The following is a 16,436-nucleotide window of genomic DNA, read 5'->3' on the forward strand; positions in this document are numbered from 1 at the left end:
AATGTTCATAGTGGACACCTTTTGTGATGATATTTGAGTGGGTAACCCAAATATGGCGCGTAATGACGCCGGTTGCACAAGAGGTGTCCATCTCATCATCCCTGTTCGTTATAGAGGGGCGCCTGTGCCGCAAACCCAGGAAATATAGTGACTCCCAACTGCTCGGCCTGGCTGGCGAGCCAGCGGCATACATTGCCGAGGCTGATGATATAAGCGTTGGTGTTGTGCATGGGCTTTGGCAAGCAGGCCTGGGGGAGTTCTATGCCACCCTGAGCGCTCGACAACATATAAAAACGCTCATCTGTCACGGCGGTATCAACCGGTGCCCCCCGAGCTTGCCAGTCGGGAAACAACTCCGCCAGGGCGCGAATATCCAGCAGGGCACCCGATAAAATATGTGCCCCCACTTCGGCGCCTTTTTCCAGCACACACACATTCAGTGAACGTCCAGCCTGATTGGCCTGTTGCATTAATCTGCAGGCGGCGGATAAACCCGCCGGGCCGGCACCGACTATCACGACATCAAATTCCATCGATTCCCTTGGCATGGCTGGCCTCGCTGTCATTCCGGTTGGGGATCCCAGAGCCTGTTGATACTGGGCATGGCTAAAGTATTGTATTGATTGTGATATTTAACAAAGCGGAAAACGGCAGACTCACTACCTTTGACTAGTATTAAGAGAGACAAAACCAAGGTCGGAGGCGGCATGAAGGTACTGGTTACGATAAAGCGGGTCATTGATTATCACGTCAAGGTGCGGGTCAAATCCGATGGCCGCGATGTGGATCTTAGTAACGTGAAAATGGCCGCTAATCCTTTTTGTGATATCGCGCTGGAAGAAGCGGTGCGCATGAAAGAAGCCGGCTGGGTATCCGAGATTGTTGCCGTGTCTGTTGGACCCCAGGAGGCGCAAGAGCAGTTGCGCATGGCACTGGCATTGGGGGCCGACAGTGCCATTTTAGTGGCTACCGACGAGACGGTAGAGCCGCTGGCCGTGGCTAAAATATTGCTTGAGTTGGTTAAGCGCGAGCAGCCGCAACTGGTGTTGCTGGGCAAGCAGTCGATTGATACCGACAACAATCAGGTGGGGCAAATGCTGGCGGGGCTGGCGGGTTGGCCCCAGGGCACCTTTGCCTCACACATTACGCGGGAGGGCGACGAGCTACTGGTGACGCGTGAGGTGGATGGCGGTTTGCAAACCCTGGCGCTCACCTTGCCGGCCGTGGTCACCACCGATTTACGCCTTAACGAGCCTCGTTATGCTTCTTTGCCCAACATCATGAAAGCCAGGCAAAAGCCACTTGAAACCCTGACTATCTCAGAGCTGGGTGTAGAGCTAACACAGCACTGTCAGCAGTTGAAGGTGACGACTCCCCCCAAGCGTCAGGCCGGGATCAAGGTGGCAGACACGGCAGAGCTGGTGGATAAACTCAAACACGATGCAAAGGTGATCTAATGGCAACTCTGGTGATAGCTGAGCATGACAATGCCCAACTGAAGCCCGCGACCCTGCATGCGCTGGCGGCGGCGGCTGAACTGAATACCGAGACCGACTTGCTGATCATGGGGCATCAGTGCCAGGCGGTGGCGGACGTAGCCGTCGGCTTAAAAGTGGGAACAATTTTGTTGGCCGATGCGGTTGAGTATGAACATCAATTGGCCGAACCCTGTGCCGAGCTGGTGCAATCTTTGGCCTGTGATTACAGCCATATTGTGGCGGCGGCGACCACCACGGGGAAAAACCTGTTGCCCAGAGTCGCCGCCTTGCTGGATGTGGGTATGGTGTCGGAGGTGATCGCCATTGAGTCGAGTGATACCTTTTGTCGGCCCATTTATGCGGGCAATGCCATTGCCACGGTGCAAGCGCTGGATGCCATCAAGTTACTGACGGTGCGAGCCTCTGCCTTTACGGCGGTCGGTAGCAGCGACCATGGTGCGACCATTCGGAAGGTGACGTTCAGCGGCGACAGCGGCGGGAGTCGTTTCGTCAGTGAAGCTCTTGCCAGCAGCGCGCGGCCCGAGTTAACGGCGGCGCGGGTGGTGATCTCCGGGGGGCGCGGCATGGGCTCGAAAGAAAACTTTGCCTTGCTGGAGCAGTTGGCCGACAAGTTGAATGGAGCCATAGGCGCCACCCGGGCGGCGGTGGATGCGGGGTTTGCCGCCAACGACATGCAGGTGGGGCAAACCGGGAAAATAGTGGCCCCCGAGCTCTATATTGCAGTGGGACTGTCGGGGGCGATACAGCACCTGGCGGGCATGAAAGAGGCCAAGGTGATAGTGGCGATCAACAAAGACGCCGACGCGCCTATTTTCGAGGTCGCCGATTATGGCCTGGTCGCCGACCTGTTCGAGGTATTGCCGGAGCTGGAGCAACTGCTGTGAAGCGTGAGGTGAGCGAGGCAGGCAATGGTCTTCTGTAGGGTCGATTTCAATCGACCGATTTTGGTCGAATAAATTCGACCCTACACATCAGAGCCTGCCCGGGCAGCTGCAGTATATTTGTATTTTACCTCTCACACTTAGCGCCTCACTCCTCACGAACAATTACATCTGCTGATTCAGTCCCATGCCCCAGAAGTCGATTTCCAGACGGGTGGCATCGTTGAATATACGGCTCAGCTGCTTGAATCGAGCAGGCGTCACATCGGCCAGTCGTTCATTCAGCCAGGCGACTTCAGCCTGAGCTGCCGCCTGAAACTCGGGGCTTTCGTACATGGCCAGCCAGGCTTCATAAGGGTTATTGTCGCCGCGAACCGTAGACGGCTGTGCAATCAACCAGCGTGCCACTTCGGCATAGCCCACCAGGCAAGGCGCCAGCGCCACATGCATATCCAGCAAGTCACCCCGGTTGCCGGTGTCCAGCACGTAGCGGGTATAGGCAAGGGTCGCTCTGGCTTCGGGTAATTCGGCCAGGTCCTGTTCGCTAATGCCCCATTGCTTGCAATAGTCGATATGCAAACCTAATTCGAGGTCGATAATGGCATCAAACCCGGCCTTGGCATGGCGCAAGTCGGCCAGGGTCGGGCTTTTATAGGCAGCCAGAGCGAAGGCGCGACCAAATTGAATCAAGAACAGATAATCCTGTTTCAGATAATGACGAAATGCCTTGGGATCCAGGGTGCCGTCACCGAGCTGGCGCACAAAATCATGCTCTATGTAAGCGCGCCAAGGCTGCTGGTTTTCTTTTTTAAAGTCATCAAAGGTAAAGCTCATTTCATGTCCTTTTGTGAATGTGCCATACACTCTTGCCAGACTGCGAAGCGGTTATTGGCAAAGAGGTATCACCATTCTGGATATTATCCCCGCAATATCAAGCCTTTAAACGCAGCACGAACATACAGCAGGAATGCAGTAGCTGCTGTGAGCGTCTAAAACCTGCGAAGCCGGTTATGGTGCACAGAGCTACCCCTTTGCGGTGCATAAGTGAACGGGTGCCCGGGTTAGATGAGATATTAAATATCGGCGCTGAGATATGGCAGCGCGATATTGCAGGATGTGGCTGCACCACATTGCGAAGCTAAAGCATCGCCTACAGCAGTGCCTACAGGGGAGCTGGGCGGCGGGTTTAGGTTTTCGTTGTCGTGATAGGGCTTATTGCGTATACTTTCACCCCGTCTTGAATTCCACATTTCATTCGTTCCCTAGCTTCTTCAGGTTCTGCATGACAACTAAATATATTTTTGTTACTGGTGGGGTTGTCTCGTCCCTGGGTAAAGGCATTGCAGCCGGTTCCCTGGCGGCCATCCTCGAGGCTCGCGGTCTTAGTGTGACCATCATGAAGCTGGATCCTTACATCAACGTAGATCCGGGTACCATGAGCCCGACCCAGCACGGTGAAGTTTTCGTGACCGATGACGGCGCTGAAACCGACCTGGATCTTGGCCATTACGAACGTTTCATTCGTACTAAAATGACGCGTCGCAATAACTTCACCTCCGGCCGTGTATATGCGGACGTGCTGCGCAAGGAACGACGTGGCGACTATCTGGGCGCAACCATTCAGGTAATCCCGCACATTACCAACGCCATTAAAGATCGTGTTATTGCCGGCGCCGAAGGGCATCAGGTAGCGATTGTTGAAGTGGGCGGTACCGTTGGTGATATCGAATCACTGCCGTTTTTGGAAGCATTACGTCAGTTGGCGGTGATAGTAGGGCGTGAAAATACCCTGTTCATGCACCTGACGCTGGTGCCTTACCTGGCTGCTGCCGGCGAAGTGAAAACCAAGCCCACTCAGCACTCGGTAAAAGAATTACTGTCTATCGGCATTCAGCCCGATATTCTGATTTGCCGCAGCGATCGGGTGATCCCGCCGAACGAACGCGCCAAAATCGCCTTGTTCTGTAACGTATCCGACAAGGCCGTTATTTCGCTGAAAGACGTGGACTCCATCTATAAAATCCCGGCGCTGCTGCGCTCTCAAGGGTTGGATGAGCTGGTCGTCAAACGCTTCAACCTGGATTGCCCGCCCTCGGATTTATCCGAGTGGGAACAGGTTATCTATGAAGAAGCCAACCCGACCGGCGAAGTGACCATCGGCATGATCGGCAAATACGTTGAGCTGCCCGATGCCTACAAATCGGTTAACGAAGCATTAAAGCACGGTGGGCTGAAAAATCGCCTGTCGGTCAATATCAAGTATATTGACTCCCAGGATCTGGAAAGCAAAGGCCTGAGCCTGCTTGAAGGACTGGACGCGATTCTGGTACCCGGCGGTTTTGGCGCTCGTGGCGTAGAAGGCAAGATTATGGCCGCCCGTTACGCTCGTGAAAACCGCGTACCATACCTGGGCATTTGCCTGGGCATGCAGGTGGCATTGATTGAATATGCCCGCAACGTGGCCGGCCTTGAAGGGGCTCACTCGTCCGAGTTCGATCCGGAAAGTCCTTACCCGGTGGTGGGCTTGATCACCGAATGGATTGACGAAGAAGGCAACGTAGAAGTGCGTGACGAGCTGTCTGATCTGGGCGGTACCATGCGTCTGGGCGCACAGCTGTGTCACCTTGCGCCCGGTTCCAAGGTGCACGACCTTTATGGTTCCGATACTATCTATGAGCGTCATCGTCATCGTTATGAAGTCAATAACCGTCTGCTGCCGAAAATAGAAGCGGCAGGCATGAAGGTGACGGGTCTGTCGGCCGACAAGAAACTGGTCGAGATCATCGAGAATCCTGATCATCCCTGGTTTGTGGCGGCGCAGTTCCATCCGGAATTCACCTCCACCCCGCGGGATGGTCACGGCTTGTTCGCCGGTTTTGTGAGGGCGGCAGGTCAATATCAGCAGGGAGAGCTGGAATAACCTAACAACACGGCTGAGCATGAGGCTCGGCCGTATTTTTTAGTGCTTTATCCCGTTTTTACCTTTCAACTAAGAGGAAGTTAGAGAATGGCTAAGATCGTTAAAGTAATCGGTCGTGAAATCATCGACTCGCGTGGTAACCCAACAGTAGAAGCTGATGTACACCTGGAAGGTGGCTTCATGGGTCGCGCAGCTGCGCCATCTGGTGCTTCTACCGGTTCACGTGAAGCGTTGGAGCTGCGTGACGGTGACAAGTCCCGCTATCTGGGCAAGGGCGTACAAACTGCCGTTGCCAATATCAACGACGCTATTGCCAGCACTCTGATTGGCAAGGATGCAACTCAACAAGCCGAGATCGATCAGCTGATGATCGACCTGGACGGTACCGACAACAAAGCCAAGCTGGGCGCCAATGCCGTGCTGGCCGTGTCTCTGGCCGTCGCCAAGGCCGCCGCCGCTGCCAAGGGCCTGCCTTTGTATGCTTGGATCGCCGAGCTGAATGGCACCCCGGGTCAATACTCCATGCCACTGCCGATGATGAACATCATCAATGGTGGTGAACATGCCGACAACAACGTCGACATTCAAGAGTTCATGATCCAGCCGGTTGGCGCCAAGAACATCAAAGAAGCGCTGCGCATCGGTGCCGAAGTATTCCACAACCTGGCCAAGGTGCTGAAAGCCAAGGGGCTGTCTACTGCCGTGGGTGATGAAGGTGGCTTTGCCCCGGATCTGGAGTCCAACGCTGCCGCACTGGCCGCCATTAAAGAAGCGGTTGAGCAAGCCGGTTATGTTCTGGGCAAAGACGTTACGCTGGCCATGGATTGTGCTGCCTCCGAGTTTTACGACAAAGAACAGCGCAACTACAACCTGAAGGGCGAAGGCAAGGTTTTCACTTCCAACGAGTTTACTCATTACCTGGAAGAGCTGACCAAGCAATACCCGATCGTGTCTATTGAGGACGGCCTGGACGAGTCTGATTGGGACGGTTTTGCTTATCAGACCCAGATTCTGGGCGACAAGATCCAGCTGGTAGGCGACGACTTGTTCGTCACCAACACCAAGATCCTGAAAGAAGGTATCGACAAGGGCATTGCCAACTCCATCCTGATCAAGTTCAACCAGATCGGTTCACTGACCGAAACCCTGAACGCGATTCAAATGGCGAAGAAAGCTGGTTATACCGCGGTTATTTCTCACCGTTCCGGTGAAACCGAAGATGCTACCATTGCCGACTTGGCCGTGGGCACCTGTGCTGGCCAGATCAAAACCGGCTCCATGAGCCGCTCTGATCGGGTTGCCAAGTACAACCAGTTGATCCGCATTGAAGAAGAGCTGGCAGGCAAAGCACCTTACAAGGGCTTGTCTGAGGTAAAAGGTCAGGCTTAAGCTGCCCGAACGGCATTTTATCCCGATAAATAGCGATATTTATCCGACGATAAACCCGGCCTTTTGCTGATATGAAGATGAAACCCCGCCCCGAGCGGGGTTTCTTTTGTTCGGCGCCCGAATATGGGAAACTAGCGCACTACCCATGGAGGAAGAATGCGCACGCTTACGCTGATACTGCTCGCCCTGTTAGGCGCCCTGCAATACCACCTTTGGTGGGGCAAAAACGGCCTGGCCGAATACCATGAAGCCCAGGCAAACGTTAGCCGTCAGGTGGAAGACAATGAACAGCTGGTGACCCGAAACGCCTTGCTGTATCGGGAAATTGAAGATCTCAATAAAGGTCTGGCAGCGGTAGAAGAGCTGGCGCGCAACGACCTCGGCATGATCAAGCCCGGTGAAACTTTTTATCGCCTGCTGTTGGCGGATAAACCTCTGTCTAACAAACAGCTACCATGAGTACTCAATTCACTTACACTGCCATTGTACCTGCGGCGGGCGTGGGCAGCCGCATGGCGGCCGACCGACCCAAGCAGTACCTGACGCTGGCCGGCAGCACAGTGCTGGAACAAACGCTGATGCGCCTGCTGGAACACCCTGCCATTGGCCAGATTATTGTGGCCACGGCAGAGCAGGATCCCTGGTTTTCCCAACTGCTGTTAGCCCGACACCCTCGCATTTTACGTGTCAACGGTGGCCGTGAGCGGGCCGACTCGGTATTGAATGCCCTGCAAGAAGTTGAAACCGGGCAGGTGCTGGTGCACGACGCGGCGCGCCCTTGTTTACGCAGAGCCGATCTTGATGCCGTGATGACCGCCGGCCTGCATCCCCAGGGGGCGATTTTAGCCAGCCGGGTGCGAGATACCATGAAACGGGGCAATGGTCAGGGCGCAATTGCCACCAGTGTATCGCGCGACGAGCTGTGGCATGCGCTCACTCCCCAGTGTTTTGCCACCGCCAGCTTGCAACAGGCACTGACCGAGGCGTTGGCGGCGGGCGCCACCATTACCGATGAAGCCTCGGCCATGGAATGGGCCGGTTTTCATCCGCAACTGGTGGAAGGGCGCAGTGATAACATCAAGATCACCCGGCCAGAAGATTTGGCTCTGGCGGGCTTTTTTTTGCAACAGAGCTAAAGACCGTTAAAGCAGCGCTGTAAGGCGTACAGCGCAAGACGAACGATTTAACAGATAACAGAGAGCATATTCGATGATGCGAATAGGACACGGTTATGACGTGCATAAATTTGGTGGCCAGGGGCCTTGCATTCTGGCCGGTGTGGCGGTGCCTTATGAGCAAGGATTGTTAGCTCATTCCGACGGCGATGTGGTGTTGCATGCCTTGACCGATGCACTGCTCGGTGCCATTGGTGCCGGTGATATTGGCCGGCACTTTCCCGATACCGATGCGGCCTATGCGGGCATCGACAGCCGGGTTTTACTGCGCGAAGTGGTTGCTTTGGTCAAGCAGGCCGGTTTTACCCTGGGCAATGCCGACGTAACCGTGCTGGCTCAGGCCCCCAGGCTGTCGCCCTTCATTGACGATATGGTGGCCAATATTGCCGCCGATCTCGGCGTGGCGACCTCTCTTATCAACGTCAAGGCGACCACTACCGAGCAGCTCGGCTTTGTGGGCCGTAAAGAAGGCATAGCGGCAGAAGCCGTGGTGCTCTTGGTAACAGCATGAATCATCAGTGGCACTACCTGCACGGAGAACCCGAATGCAGTGGCCGACTCAAGGCGGCACCGGAAGACTTTATCGTACGCGAAGATCTGGGCTTTTTACCCTGTGGCGAAGGTGAACATATCTTGCTGCATATTCGCAAACGCGGCCAGAATACCCAGTGGGTGGCCAGAGAGCTGGCCCGGCTGGCCGGTGTGGCCCAGCGAGACGTGACCTGGGCGGGCCTTAAAGACCGCCATGCGGTGACCGAACAATGGTTTGGCGTGCACTTGCCTGGCAAGACCGAGCCGGACTTTTCGAGCCTGGAAAATGACGATGTTCAAATACTGGCTCGGGCTCGCCACAATAAAAAACTTAAAACCGGCGCGCTGAAAGGTAACTGGTTTGAGCTGACGGTCACCGAACTATCCGGCCAGGAATTCTTGGCGTCGCGACTGGCCGCCATCGCGGCGCGGGGCGTGCCCAATTATTTTGGCGATCAGCGTTTTGGTCATCATTTTGGCAACCTGGATCAGGCCCGCGCCATGTTTAACGGCCGACGCATCAAAGACCGCAACAAGCGCTCGCTATATTTATCGGCGGCGCGCAGCTACTTATTCAATCTGGCTGCCAGCAAGCGATTGGCGGCAGGATGTGGCGAGCAATTACTGGCGGGCGATTGCCTGATGCTGGCTGGCACTCAGTCTTTTTTCACGCTTAATGAAGACAATCCACTGGATGATGCCATGCAGGCCCGCTTTGCTGAAGGTGATGTACGCATCAGCTCGCCGATGTGGGGCCGAGGTCGGTTGTCCAGCGAGGACAGTGCTGCCGAGCTTGAACTGTCGGCATTGAGCGAGCAGGAAGATCTATGCCAGGGGCTGGAAGCCAATGGGCTGAAGCAGGAGCGTCGTGCGCTCTTGCTCAAGCCACTGGACATGAGCTGGCAACTGGAGCAGGACCGCTTGCGGCTGTCGTTCTGGTTACCTGCAGGGAGCTATGCCACCAGTCTGGTGCGCGAGTTAGTTAAGGATGAACAAGCAAATGAAGATATTGGTGAGTAATGATGATGGCGTGAATGCCCTTGGCATTCGCACCCTCAGTCGTGTGCTGTCGGAGTTTGCCGAGGTGGTCACTGTGGCACCAGATCGCAATCGCAGCGGTGCCAGTCATTCTTTGACGCTGGAAGTACCGCTGCGGGCCGATAAACTGGACGAAAGCGGCTTTTACTCGGTCAAGGGCACGCCCACCGACTGTGTGCACTGGGCGGTAAATTGCCTGCTCGATCCCGACCCCGACATGGTGGTGGCCGGTATTAATCATGGTGCCAACCTGGGTGATGATGTGCTTTACTCGGGCACTGTGGCGGCGGCGACCGAAGGTCGTCATTTAGGGCTCCCGGCCCTGGCGGTATCCTTATGTGGCGATCGCCACTTTGATACGGCGGCGCATTATGCCAGCGTGCTGGTACAAGGCCTGCTGCGCGCGCCCTTGGCGACCAATCAAATACTGAATGTGAATGTACCCGACTTGCCCCTGGCGGATATTCAGGGTATCAAAGTGACTCGTTTGGGTAATCGTCACCGCTGTGATCCCGTGCTGAAGGAATACGATCCTCGCGGGCGACCTATTTACTGGATTGGTCCTCCCGGCGCTATTCAGGATGCTGGAGAAGGCACCGACTTTGATGCGGTAGAGCGAGGCTATGTTTCTATTACACCGCTGACCATCGACATGACGGCACACGACAAGATGGCGGTACTGGCCAATTGGATAAAAGAAGTGGAGTAACGGGTGCTAACGTTAGCGGGACAGCAACTCTATCGTATGCTGCAACAGCAGGGGATCAAGAACGAGCAGGTATTAACGGCTATTGCCAGTTTGCCAAGAGCTCAGTTCGTGGATGAAGCCATGGCTCACAAGGCGTGGGAGAATAGCGCTTTGCCAATCGGCTTTGGCCAGACGATTTCTCAACCCTATATAGTGGCGAGAATGACGGAAGTGCTGATGCAACAGCAGCCCCAAAGGGTGCTGGAAGTGGGCACGGGGTCCGGCTTTCAAACTGCGGTGCTGGCGCAGCTGGTCGAGCAGGTGTTTACCATAGAGCGCATCAAATCGTTGCAGTATCAGGCCCGGCGTCGACTGCAACGGCTTGACCTGCACAATGTGGCCACCAAACATGGCGATGGTTGGCAGGGGTGGGCCAGCAAGGCACCGTTTGATGCCATTATGGTGACGGCGGCGGCCCAGGAAACGCCTCAGGCGTTATTATCGCAGCTGGCCGATGGTGGCAGCATGGTGATTCCGGTGGGGCAGGCCCAGCAATCATTATGGTTGTATCAGCGTCGTGGCAATCAATTTTCTCGTACCGAATTAGAAGCGGTGCGTTTTGTTCCTTTAGTGAAAGGCGATCTTGCGTGAAGATTTTTTCTCGGTTATATCAACAGGTGATGATTTGGTCCATGCACCGTCATGCACCGATTTACTTATCTTTAAACAGTTTTGTAGAGTCCATTTTTTGGCCGGTGCCGGTCGATGTGATGCTGGCACCCATGGCATTATCCAAGCCCAAACGGGCTTGGTACTATGCCAGCCTGGCTACGGTTTTCTCGGTATTGGGAGCCGGCTTTGGCTATTTGCTGGGTTATGCGCTCTGGGATCCCGTGGTGCAGCCCTTTATTGCCACCATGGGCTATGAAGGCAAAATTGACGTTGCCCGCCACTGGTTTGAAGAGTGGGGCATTTGGGTGATATTTATCGCCAGCTTTACGCCCATTCCCTATAAGGTATTTACGGTCACAGCCGGCTTGCTGCACATGCTGTTTTTGCCGTTTGTGCTGGTATCTCTGGTAGGGCGAGGATTACGCTTTTTCCTGGTCGCGGGCCTGATGGTGTGGGGCGGGGTAAGAATGGAAGCCAAGCTTATCCGTTATATCGATATTCTTGGCTGGCTATGTATTATAGCGGCTGTGGCGGCCTATCTGATATTGAGCAACTGATGCAAGGATGGAGCAAGCCCTTCAAACTGACGTGTATCAACCTGGTGTTGATCACGTTGCTGAGCGCTTGTTCCGCCTCCCGTCCGGCCCCGGTGTCTGGTGTTCATGCCCGAGGACATATTAAAGCCAATGGCAGCCATTATGTGGTTGCTAAGGGCGATACCCTGTATTCCATTGCCTGGCAGGCCGGTACCGATGTGCCGACACTGGCGCGCCATAATCGTATTGCCTCCCCCTACGCCATTTATCCGGGGCAAACCTTACGCCTTGATGTGCCGGGTGCCAAACTGGCGCAATATCGAGTTCGTCGTGGTGACACCCTCAGCAGTATTGCTCGGCGAACCAATCACAACGTAGCCGATCTGGCGACTCTGAATGGCCTTAGGCCACCTTATCGGATTTATGTGGGCCAGGCATTGAAGCTGCATGCTTTGCGCCAACAGCACAGTACTGTGTCTCCTTCATCGAGCAAATCCAAGCCAACGGCGCGAAATACGGCAAGTAACGTTAAGATTAATGCTTCTCGTCATTCTGGTAAGGCAACTGTTATAAAACCATCGAAGCCGCTTGCACCGGCTTCCGGAAAAGCATACGCTGGCTCAGGAGTACAAAAAAACGCCGCTGTCAATACTAAGGTTGCCTGGCACTGGCCAACCACAGGACCCGTTATATCAGGGTTCTCGTTGGCGGAGACCGGAAACAAGGGCATTGATATCCGGGGCAAAAGGGGGCAGGCCGTTAAGGCTGCCGCTGCAGGAAAGGTTGTTTACGCAGGGAATGCGCTACGTGGTTACGGCAACCTGGTGATCATTAAGCATAATGATGATTATTTGTCTGCCTACGCTCACAACGAGGTGCTTAGAGTCAAGGAGCAGCAAACGGTGAGTACAGGGCAGCACATAGCGGATATGGGAAGCACCGATACCACTGATGTTCGATTGCATTTTGAAATCCGGTATCAGGGGACATCGGTCAATCCGATGAAATATCTGCCAAAGCGATAAACGCCGGGAGACAGGTAGTACCCGGCTTAAGGGAGAACTGCCATGAGTCATAGTAAAACAACAGCCCATACAGATGACATGGATTTTGATGCTGATAACGCAGTGGATGCAACTGTCAGCGCAGACAAAGACAAGCCAGAAGCAGAAGAGGTAACCAGTACCCCCAGTAGTCGTACGCTGGATGTAACCCAGCTATACCTGGGAGAAATTGGCTTTTCTCCGTTGCTGACGGCCGAAGAGGAAGTCTTGTATTCTCGCCGGGCCTTGCGTGGTGATCTGATAGCGCGCAAGCGAATGATCGAGTCCAACCTGCGTCTCGTGGTTAAAATATCCCGCCGTTACAACAATCGTGGCCTGGCTCTGCTCGATTTGATCGAAGAAGGCAACCTTGGGCTGATCCGCGCCGTTGAAAAGTTCGATCCCGAGCGTGGCTTTCGCTTTTCAACCTATGCCACCTGGTGGATCCGCCAGACCATAGAACGTGCCATCATGAACCAGACTCGCACCATACGGCTGCCCATTCATGTGGTAAAAGAGCTTAATGTGTATTTGCGCACCGCCCGCGAACTGGCCCAACGGCTGGATCATGAGCCCACCGCCGAAGAAATTGCCGAAGCGCTCGACAAACCCGTATCCGATGTATCGCGCATGCTGAAGCTGAATGAAAAAATCAGCTCGGTCGACACACCTATTGGTGGCGACGGCGACAAGGCACTGCTTGATGTGATCACAGACGAAAACGATCTGGATCCGGAAACCGAGCTGCAAGATACCGACATGAACAGCAGCCTGGTGCGCTGGCTGGAAGAGCTCAATCCCAAGCAGCGTGAAGTGCTGGCTCGTCGGTTTGGCCTGCTGGGATACGAGGCGTCAACCCTTGAGAATGTAGGGCAGGAAATTGGCCTGACTCGTGAGCGCGTGCGCCAGATCCAGGTAGAAGCGCTGCGCCGGCTGAAAGAAATTCTCACCCAGCAAGGACTGTCGGTAGAAACCCTGTTTCACAGCGACTAGCATAGCGCCCCGCGAGCAGTACCCAGTAAAAAAGCCAACAACAAACGCTCGTCTGTTGTTGGCTTTTTGTTTTATACCGGCCTTGTCTTTTGCTCGTCATCCTGACGTTCGTCAGGATCTCGATTTTTGCTCTGGTGCTTCATGTGACCCTGTACACCAGATCCGGCGTTGCCGGATTTAGCAGCTAAAGCAGCGACTACCTTCGTGCTGTATGACCATATCGGCGCCGCTATGATTGCTGACGGCGGTCTTTCAGCTGGTACAACAGCTCCAGCGCCTGGCGTGGCGTGAGCTCGTCGGGATCCGTGTCATCCAGCAACAACAGGGCAGCATCCAGCGGCTCATCGAACAGCGGTAACGTGGTTTGCACCTCGCTGTTTTGTGGAGCTTTTGCCTTCGTCACTTGAGCTGGCTGTTGCACTTGCTCTGGCAGTTGCAGGTGGCCGGTTTCCAGCTCGGCCAGTTTATGGCGGGCCAATGCCAGCACCGGCTTGGGTACACCAGCCAAGGCCGCCACTTGCAAACCATAAGAACGGCTGGCCGCTCCTTCCTGCACCGCATGCATAAAGGCGATGGTGTCGTCGTGCTCCACCGCATCCAGATGTACATTGGCCACCTCTGGCCATAATCCCGCCAGCTCGGTCAGCTCAAAGTAATGGGTGGCAAACAGGGTATAGGCCTGCAGCTTGTTGGCCAGCGCATCGGCACAGGCCCAGGCCAGCGCCAGACCATCGTAGGTGCTGGTGCCGCGACCAATTTCATCCATCAGCACCAGGCTGTGCTGGGTGGCATTGTTGAGAATATTGGCGGTTTCGGTCATCTCCACCATAAAGGTCGAGCGACCCGAGGCCAGGTCGTCCGAGGCGCCAATACGGGTAAAAATACGGTCTACCTTGCCGATGCTGGCCTGCTTGGCCGGCACAAAGGACCCCATGTAAGCCATCAACACGATCAGTGCCGTTTGGCGCATATAGGTGGATTTACCTCCCATGTTCGGACCTGTTATCACCAACATCTTGCGTTGCTCAGACATTTGCAGCGGGTTGGCAATAAAGGGGTCACTCATCACCTGCTCTACCACAGGGTGACGGCCGGCCTGAATATCAATCACCTCGTTCGAGGTGAGCGTGGGGCGGCAGTAATCCAGGCTGTCGGCGCGCTCGGCCAGATTGGCGAATACATCCAGTTCGGCCAAGGCGATGGCACTGCGTTGCAGCGGATGCAACTGTTCCAGCAGGCGATCCAGCAAGGCATCGTAGAGTTTCTTTTCCAGCGCCAGCCCCTTGCCCTGAGCGTTCAGTACCTTGTCTTCGTACTCTTTGAGCTCGGGAATGATATAGCGTTCGTTGTTTTTCAGGGTCTGGCGACGCACATAATGCATGGGCACCTGAGCGGCGCTGGCACGACTGACTTCAATATAAAAACCGTGCACCCGGTTATAAGCCACTTTCAAGGTCGAAATACCGGTGGCGGCTTTTTCCCGGGCTTCCAGTGCTTCCAGGTAACGGTGGGCACCGGCCGCCAGCTCGCGTAACTCATCCAGCTCGGCGTTGAAGCCGTCGCGGATCACGCCGCCATCGCGGATCAGCACCGGTGGCGTGTCGACCACGGCTTGCTCCAGCAGCTCGGCCAGATCCGGATACTGGCCAATAGTGGCGCCCAGCTGGCTCAGGCAGGGGCCGTTTGCTGTTGCAAGTTGCTGCTGGATCTCGGGTAGTGCCTGCAATGCACTGCGCAAGCGGCTTAAATCTCGCGGTCGCGCCGAGCGTAGCGCCAGCCTTGCCAGCACCCGCTCCATGTCGCCGACCTGGCGCAAGGGCGAGCGCAAGTCATCAAAGCGGCCGTGCTCCATCAACAGGGCTATGCTGTCCTGGCGACGGGTCAGCGTCTCGATATTGCGGCTGGGTTGATGGATCCAGCGTTTGAGCAAGCGGCTGCCCATGGGGGTGGCGGTATTATCCAGCACCTCGGCCAGGGTGTTTTCGACCGTGCCCGACAGATTGAGGGTCAGCTCCAGATTACGGCGGGTGGCCGCGTCCATGATGACCATGTCCTGGCTGCGCTCCAGGCTGACACTATTTATGTGGGGCAGGGCGGTACGTTGGGTATCTTTTACATATTGCAGTACACAACCGGCGGCACACAGCGCGGTAGTGGCCTGCTCGACACCAAAGCCGATCAGGTCCCGGGTACCAAACTGCTGACATAACAGGGTACGTGCGGTATCCAGATCAAACTCCCACTCGGGGCGACGGCGCAAACCCTTGCGGTGCTCGATGGCGGCAAAATAGCCAAAGCCTTCCGGATACAACAGCTCAGCCGGCTGGGTGCGCTGCAATTCTGCCTTCAGTGCTTCTTCACTGGCGAATTGATTGAGCACAAAGCGCCCGGTACTCACATCCAGAATACCGTAGCCAAAGCGTTGGCCATCGTGAAAGATGGCCGCCAGGCAGTTATCCTGACGCTCTACCAGCAGGGCTTCATCGGACAGAGTGCCGGGGGTAACAATACGCACCACCTGGCGTTCAACCGGCCCCTTGCTGGTAGCGGGGTCGCCAATTTGCTCACAAATGGCCACCGACTCACCCATCTGTACCAGGCGCGCCAGATAATTCTCCGCCGCATGGTGGGGCACCCCCGCCATCGGGATGGCACTGCCGCCGGATTTACCCCGTTTGGTCAGTGAAATATCCAGCAGGCGTGAGGCTTTTTTGGCGTCGTCATAAAACAGCTCATAAAAATCGCCCATGCGATAAAACAGCAAAATATCCGGATGCTGTGCCTTCAATGCCAGGTATTGAACCATCATGGGAGTATGTTGAACTGTTTCTTGATTCATAATTAAATCAATGCCTTATATCTTTATGAGCCGATGGTGGAAGCGAGGTTCAGGCCAGCAATCGTCAAGCCTTAACGTGAGGCGCATCATACCAGCAACTGACTTTGAAGGCATGGGGCAACAAAAAGCTCTCAGCGATAAGCCGTAAGCGGTCAGAGAAGATCAAACCACCTCCAGCCTCTTTTAGTTACGGAATCCACAGCAGACACGGAAAAATAGTGAGCAGCTCTGA

At 55.2% G+C, this 16,436-nt stretch carries 16 protein-coding genes; 13 read left to right on the plus strand and 3 right to left on the minus strand.

The annotated features are described in order from the left end of the window. Positions 1 to 95: 95 nt before the first annotated feature. The gene (locus IEW52_RS14105; protein ID WP_268236671.1) at positions 96 to 533 is read right to left on the minus strand and encodes an NAD(P)/FAD-dependent oxidoreductase; all 438 of its coding nucleotides are present in this window, start codon (positions 531 to 533) and stop codon (positions 96 to 98) included. 174 nt (positions 534 to 707) lie between these two features. Between IEW52_RS14105 and IEW52_RS14110 the strand changes: the two genes are divergently transcribed. Both IEW52_RS14110 and IEW52_RS14115 read left to right on the plus strand, forming a co-directional pair. Then, on the plus strand, positions 708 to 1,457 hold the full coding sequence (locus IEW52_RS14110; RefSeq protein ID WP_188630722.1) for an electron transfer flavoprotein subunit beta/FixA family protein: 750 nt from the start codon (positions 708 to 710) through the stop codon (positions 1,455 to 1,457). Further along, positions 1,457 to 2,383 carry an electron transfer flavoprotein subunit alpha/FixB family protein gene (locus IEW52_RS14115; RefSeq protein WP_188630723.1) on the plus strand — a complete coding sequence of 309 codons (927 nt, stop codon included), beginning with the start codon at positions 1,457 to 1,459 and terminating at the stop codon, positions 2,381 to 2,383. The genes IEW52_RS14110 and IEW52_RS14115 overlap by 1 nt, the downstream gene beginning before the upstream one ends. A 162-nt stretch (positions 2,384 to 2,545) precedes the next feature. Here the strand turns inward: IEW52_RS14115 and tenA are convergent, their stop codons facing one another. Further along, positions 2,546 to 3,214 carry a thiaminase II gene (tenA, locus tag IEW52_RS14120; protein WP_188630724.1) on the minus strand — a complete coding sequence of 223 codons (669 nt, stop codon included), beginning with the start codon at positions 3,212 to 3,214 and terminating at the stop codon, positions 2,546 to 2,548. 448 nt (positions 3,215 to 3,662) lie between these two features. On the opposite strand from tenA, the gene pyrG reads away from it, so the two are divergent. The 11 genes from pyrG (at position 3,663) to rpoS (ending at position 13,365) form a co-directional block, all read left to right on the plus strand. After that, entirely contained in the window at positions 3,663 to 5,300 is a 1,638-nt protein-coding gene (gene pyrG, locus IEW52_RS14125; protein ID WP_188630725.1) for a glutamine hydrolyzing CTP synthase, read from the plus strand. Positions 5,301 to 5,387: 87 nt separating this feature from the next. Then, complete coding sequence (gene eno, locus IEW52_RS14130; protein ID WP_188630726.1) at positions 5,388 to 6,689, plus strand: phosphopyruvate hydratase; 1,302 nt, start codon at positions 5,388 to 5,390, stop codon at positions 6,687 to 6,689. Positions 6,690 to 6,845: 156 nt separating this feature from the next. Next, complete coding sequence (gene ftsB / locus IEW52_RS14135) at positions 6,846 to 7,148, plus strand: cell division protein FtsB (protein WP_188630727.1); 303 nt, start codon at positions 6,846 to 6,848, stop codon at positions 7,146 to 7,148. After that, the gene (ispD, locus tag IEW52_RS14140) at positions 7,145 to 7,825 is read left to right on the plus strand and encodes a 2-C-methyl-D-erythritol 4-phosphate cytidylyltransferase (RefSeq protein ID WP_188630728.1); all 681 of its coding nucleotides are present in this window, start codon (positions 7,145 to 7,147) and stop codon (positions 7,823 to 7,825) included. Before ftsB ends, ispD begins: the two co-directional genes overlap by 4 nt. Before the next feature lie 73 nt (positions 7,826 to 7,898). Further along, positions 7,899 to 8,375, plus strand: a complete 477-nt coding sequence (ispF, locus tag IEW52_RS14145; RefSeq protein WP_188630729.1) for a 2-C-methyl-D-erythritol 2,4-cyclodiphosphate synthase — start codon at positions 7,899 to 7,901, stop codon at positions 8,373 to 8,375. Continuing rightward, entirely contained in the window at positions 8,372 to 9,415 is a 1,044-nt protein-coding gene (gene truD, locus IEW52_RS14150; RefSeq protein WP_188630730.1) for a tRNA pseudouridine(13) synthase TruD, read from the plus strand. The genes ispF and truD overlap by 4 nt, the downstream gene beginning before the upstream one ends. Then, positions 9,396 to 10,142 (plus strand): 5'/3'-nucleotidase SurE, encoded by a 747-nt coding sequence (surE, locus tag IEW52_RS14155; RefSeq protein WP_188630731.1) that lies wholly within the window; start codon positions 9,396 to 9,398, stop codon positions 10,140 to 10,142. The genes truD and surE overlap by 20 nt, the downstream gene beginning before the upstream one ends. A 3-nt stretch (positions 10,143 to 10,145) precedes the next feature. After that, on the plus strand, positions 10,146 to 10,772 hold the full coding sequence (locus IEW52_RS14160) for a protein-L-isoaspartate(D-aspartate) O-methyltransferase (protein WP_268236672.1): 627 nt from the start codon (positions 10,146 to 10,148) through the stop codon (positions 10,770 to 10,772). Next, positions 10,769 to 11,350 (plus strand): YqaA family protein, encoded by a 582-nt coding sequence (locus IEW52_RS14165; RefSeq protein WP_188630732.1) that lies wholly within the window; start codon positions 10,769 to 10,771, stop codon positions 11,348 to 11,350. Before IEW52_RS14160 ends, IEW52_RS14165 begins: the two co-directional genes overlap by 4 nt. Further along, on the plus strand, positions 11,350 to 12,354 hold the full coding sequence (locus tag IEW52_RS14170) for a peptidoglycan DD-metalloendopeptidase family protein (RefSeq protein ID WP_188630733.1): 1,005 nt from the start codon (positions 11,350 to 11,352) through the stop codon (positions 12,352 to 12,354). Before IEW52_RS14165 ends, IEW52_RS14170 begins: the two co-directional genes overlap by 1 nt. Before the next feature lie 42 nt (positions 12,355 to 12,396). Beyond that, positions 12,397 to 13,365, plus strand: coding sequence for an RNA polymerase sigma factor RpoS (gene rpoS, locus IEW52_RS14175; RefSeq protein WP_188630734.1), 969 nt, complete (start codon positions 12,397 to 12,399; stop codon positions 13,363 to 13,365). Between the two features lie 229 nt (positions 13,366 to 13,594). Here the strand turns inward: rpoS and mutS are convergent, their stop codons facing one another. Next, the gene (mutS, locus tag IEW52_RS14180; RefSeq protein ID WP_188630745.1) at positions 13,595 to 16,207 is read right to left on the minus strand and encodes a DNA mismatch repair protein MutS; all 2,613 of its coding nucleotides are present in this window, start codon (positions 16,205 to 16,207) and stop codon (positions 13,595 to 13,597) included. Positions 16,208 to 16,436 lie beyond the last annotated feature (229 nt).

The organism is Oceanisphaera marina (assembly GCF_014643915.1).
Taxonomy (GTDB): domain Bacteria; phylum Pseudomonadota; class Gammaproteobacteria; order Enterobacterales; family Aeromonadaceae; genus Oceanimonas; species Oceanimonas marina.

Bases quoted from the DNA above. Each gene is read 5' to 3' on its own strand.
- IEW52_RS14105 (WP_268236671.1), bottom strand. From the start codon at position 533: ATGGAATTTGATGTCGTGATAGTCGGTGCCGGCCCGGCGGGTTTATCC.
- IEW52_RS14110 (WP_188630722.1), top strand. From the start codon at position 708: ATGAAGGTACTGGTTACGATAAAGCGGGTCATTGATTATCACGTCAAG.
- IEW52_RS14115 (WP_188630723.1), top strand. From the start codon at position 1,457: ATGGCAACTCTGGTGATAGCTGAGCATGACAATGCCCAACTGAAGCCC.
- tenA (WP_188630724.1), bottom strand. From the start codon at position 3,214: ATGAGCTTTACCTTTGATGACTTTAAAAAAGAAAACCAGCAGCCTTGG.
- pyrG (WP_188630725.1), top strand. From the start codon at position 3,663: ATGACAACTAAATATATTTTTGTTACTGGTGGGGTTGTCTCGTCCCTG.
- eno (WP_188630726.1), top strand. From the start codon at position 5,388: ATGGCTAAGATCGTTAAAGTAATCGGTCGTGAAATCATCGACTCGCGT.
- ftsB (WP_188630727.1), top strand. From the start codon at position 6,846: ATGCGCACGCTTACGCTGATACTGCTCGCCCTGTTAGGCGCCCTGCAA.
- ispD (WP_188630728.1), top strand. From the start codon at position 7,145: ATGAGTACTCAATTCACTTACACTGCCATTGTACCTGCGGCGGGCGTG.
- ispF (WP_188630729.1), top strand. From the start codon at position 7,899: ATGATGCGAATAGGACACGGTTATGACGTGCATAAATTTGGTGGCCAG.
- truD (WP_188630730.1), top strand. From the start codon at position 8,372: ATGAATCATCAGTGGCACTACCTGCACGGAGAACCCGAATGCAGTGGC.
- surE (WP_188630731.1), top strand. From the start codon at position 9,396: ATGAAGATATTGGTGAGTAATGATGATGGCGTGAATGCCCTTGGCATT.
- IEW52_RS14170 (WP_188630733.1), top strand. From the start codon at position 11,350: ATGCAAGGATGGAGCAAGCCCTTCAAACTGACGTGTATCAACCTGGTG.
- rpoS (WP_188630734.1), top strand. From the start codon at position 12,397: ATGAGTCATAGTAAAACAACAGCCCATACAGATGACATGGATTTTGAT.